The organism is Pontibacterium sp. (genome assembly GCF_041587635.1).
Classification (GTDB): domain Bacteria; phylum Pseudomonadota; class Gammaproteobacteria; order Pseudomonadales; family Balneatricaceae; genus Pontibacterium.
The window spans coordinates 1-3,067 of sequence record NZ_JBFGYC010000484.1 but is presented as its reverse complement, the minus strand read 5'-3'; the positions used below and the strand labels follow the sequence as shown (position 1 = coordinate 3,067).

The window sequence follows — 3,067 nt, the reverse complement described above, 5'->3', positions numbered from 1 at the left end:
GCGGATAAAGGCAAGGCGATCATCATTATCAACCCGGCGGAACCGCCGCTGATCATGCGTGACACCGTGCACTGCCTGACCAAAGAGACGCCAAACGAAGCGGCGATCACTGAATCCGTCCACGCGATGGTGAAAGAGGTGCAGAAATACGTACCGGGTTATCGCCTGGTGAACGGGCCGGTGTTCGATGGCAATCGTGTCTCCATGTTTATGGAAGTGGAAGGTCTGGGTGACTACCTGCCGAAATACGCAGGCAATCTGGACATTATGACAGCGGCCGGTTTGCGCACCGCTGAGATGTTTGCCGAAGAAGCGGCGAACGGTTCCATCACCCTGCCAAATCGCGGTTAAGCGGAGGATAACCCTATGAATCTGAAAGATAAAAAAGTCATCCTTCACGATATGAGTCTGCGTGACGGGATGCATGCCAAACGTCACCAGATCTCTCTGGATCAGATGGTGGATGTGGCCACCGGACTAGATGAGGCAGGCATGCCACTGATCGAAGTCACCCACGGTGACGGTCTCGGCGGCACCTCGGTGAACTACGGTTTCCCAGCGCACAGCGACGAAGAGTATCTCGGTGCAGTCATTCCGAAGATGAAAAACGCCAAGGTCTCCGCGCTGCTGTTGCCGGGGATCGGCACGGTTGATCACCTGCGCATGGCCAAAGATCTGGGCGTCAACACCATCCGCGTCGCAACGCATTGCACCGAAGCCGATGTCTCCGAACAACATATTGGTCTGGCCGCCAAGCTGGAGATGGACACTGTTGGCTTCCTGATGATGGCGCATATGGCCACCCCGGAGAAGATTCTGGAGCAGGCGCGCCTGATGGAATCCTACGGTGCTAACTGCATCTACTGCACCGATTCCGCCGGTTACATGTTGCCGGATGAAGTAACCGAAAAGATCGGCTTGCTGCGTGCTGAACTTAATCCCAATACCCAGATCGGTTTCCACGGTCACCACAACATGGGCATGGCGATCGCCAACTCATTGGCGGCGGTGGATGCCGGTGCGATCCGTATCGATGGCTCGGTTGCGGGCTTAGGTGCCGGTGCGGGTAACACGCCGTTGGAGGTCTTTGTGGCGGTGCTGGAACGGATGCAGGCGGATCACGGTATCGATCTGTACAAGATCATGGATGTGGCCGAAGACCGGGTGGTGCCGTTTATGGACCAGCCGATCCGTGTGGATCGCGATGCGCTGACGTTGGGTTACGCCGGGGTGTACTCCTCCTTCCTGCTCTTCGCACAACGCGCTGAAGCCAAATACGGCGTCACCGCACGCGATCTGCTGGTTGAACTGGGCCGTCGCGGCACAGTCGGCGGACAGGAAGACATGATCGAAGACCTCGCGCTGACCATGTCTCAGGAACGGGCTAAAGCAAAAGGGCTCAGCTGATGCGTGCTCTGGTGATAGATGGCAGCAGTCGGCAGAACAGTTCGGTCACCCGTAATATGACCCGGCAGTTTCGTGAGCAGTTTGCCCGTGTCTATCCCGATGGGCAGCTAGAGGAACGGGATCTGATTAAAACTCAGGTTCCGCACCTGTCAGCGGATACCATTGAGGGATTTTTTGCGCCCAGTCCATCGCTGCAAGCAAAACGGGCAACCGTACTCAGCGACCAGCTGATCGCTGAGTTTATGGCCGCTGATCTGATCTGCTTTGGTGTACCCATGTACAACTTCAACGTTCCTTCGGCGCTGAAGGCGTATATGGATCAGATTGTGCGAGTGGGCCGTACGTTTACCAAAGTGGCTGACGGCGAGCTGCAGGGACTGTGCGCCGGAAAACGGGCTCTAGTCTGTGTATCGATGGGCGGCGTGTTTGCGGGTTCGGAGATGGATCTGGTACAGCCCTGGTTTAAGGCCATCGCTGACTTTCTGAATCTGGATGGGATCGAGTTTATCTGTGTGGAAGGGACGTCACGCGGTAACTTCTCTCGCCAGCAGGCAATGGACCTGACCTCAGATCAGATCCATCACTTTCTGACCGCGGCAACGGCTGAACGCTTAAGCGTTTAGTCGTCCGCCAGATCGCTGGAGTAGGTCGCAGAGATGCGGCCTGCTTCATCATAGATGCCCGTCAGCATGCTGATCAGACGGGCCGTCTGCTGCAGCTTCTCATCCACTTTATCAATGCTGCTGGTCTGATCGGTCAGCAAACGTCCGCGCAACTCCGCATAGAGATTTAACTTCTGGCGACCCACGTCTGTCATCGCGTAGTTGAAGTTTTTACCCTGCGGCTCTTTCTCTTTGACAATCAGTTCCAGACCGGCCAGCTTACGCAGGCTGTATTGGATATTTGGGATATCGTCACGGTTGAGCAGACGGGCGATAATCGTGACCGGTTTAGGGCGATCCTGCATGCGGATCACATTCAGGATAATCAGTTCCTGGTAGGACAAGCTGCCTAAACCGACGGTGCTCCCCAGCTGCAAACAGAAGCGTTCAAAGGCTTCGTTAAAGCGCAGCATCACCCACTCAAATTCTGTTGTAATCGCGTCGTGTTCTGTGCGCGCCAAGTGCCATGAGCGGTATAAGCTCATGTCATCAATTAGTTTCTTTGCCACGTTGCATACCAGTATTTTGTTCTTATTATGGGTGCGCTCCCGCGACGACAAACCGGGATACGCTGTCTCTGTGCTATCAACTCACTGTCTCTGGACAGCGATCAACAGACTCTTATACAAGCAGTTAGACTACTTGAATAATTCGTTATTGAACAGAAGGTCTTTTTACGGCGGGACGGTCGGTAACAGAGCGCTGAACAGCCCTGCTAACCGGGCCTGAAGACAAACCCGGTGGCATTCATACTGCGGTTTAGTATCAGTCTTCCGGACAGGAATAGGTAGCCGATATGCGGCCCGCTTCATCATAAATTCCGGTCAGTAAACTGATCAGCTTGGCGGACTCCAGCAACTTTTGATCCACACGATCAATACTGTTGGTCTGCGTCGTCAGCAACGTTTCGCGCAGTTCTGCGTAACGATCAACCTTCTTCTTCCCTTCCGCTGTCATGGCATAAGTGTGAGTCTTGCCATGGGGTTCCTTCATTTTCT

3 protein-coding genes and 2 pseudogenes are annotated in these 3,067 nt (G+C 54.5%); 3 read left to right on the top strand and 2 right to left on the bottom strand.

Features of this window, described 5'->3' with window-relative positions; genetic code table 11:
• From ABYW01_RS17865 to ABYW01_RS17855, 3 genes and pseudogenes are all read left to right on the top strand, one after another.
• Window positions 1-351 (top strand): annotated as a pseudogene (locus tag ABYW01_RS17865) (acetaldehyde dehydrogenase (acetylating)); the annotation flags it as partial.
• Between the two features lie 15 nt (window positions 352-366).
• Window positions 367-1,407: a 4-hydroxy-2-oxovalerate aldolase gene (gene dmpG / locus ABYW01_RS17860; protein ID WP_372835412.1), complete on the top strand. Its 1,041-nt coding sequence runs from the start codon at window positions 367-369 to the stop codon at window positions 1,405-1,407.
• A complete protein-coding gene (locus tag ABYW01_RS17855) occupies window positions 1,407-2,030 on the top strand; it encodes an FMN-dependent NADH-azoreductase (RefSeq protein ID WP_372835409.1) in 624 nt (207 codons plus the stop codon). Before dmpG ends, ABYW01_RS17855 begins: the two co-directional genes overlap by 1 nt.
• On the opposite strand, the gene ABYW01_RS17850 is transcribed toward ABYW01_RS17855, so the two are convergent.
• Both ABYW01_RS17850 and ABYW01_RS17845 read right to left on the bottom strand, forming a co-directional pair.
• Window positions 2,027-2,578, bottom strand: a complete 552-nt coding sequence (locus tag ABYW01_RS17850; protein ID WP_372835407.1) for a winged helix DNA-binding protein — start codon at window positions 2,576-2,578, stop codon at window positions 2,027-2,029. The genes ABYW01_RS17855 and ABYW01_RS17850 overlap by 4 nt on opposite strands.
• 256 nt (window positions 2,579-2,834) lie before the next feature.
• A pseudogene (locus ABYW01_RS17845) lies at window positions 2,835-3,067 on the bottom strand (transcriptional regulator); the annotation flags it as partial.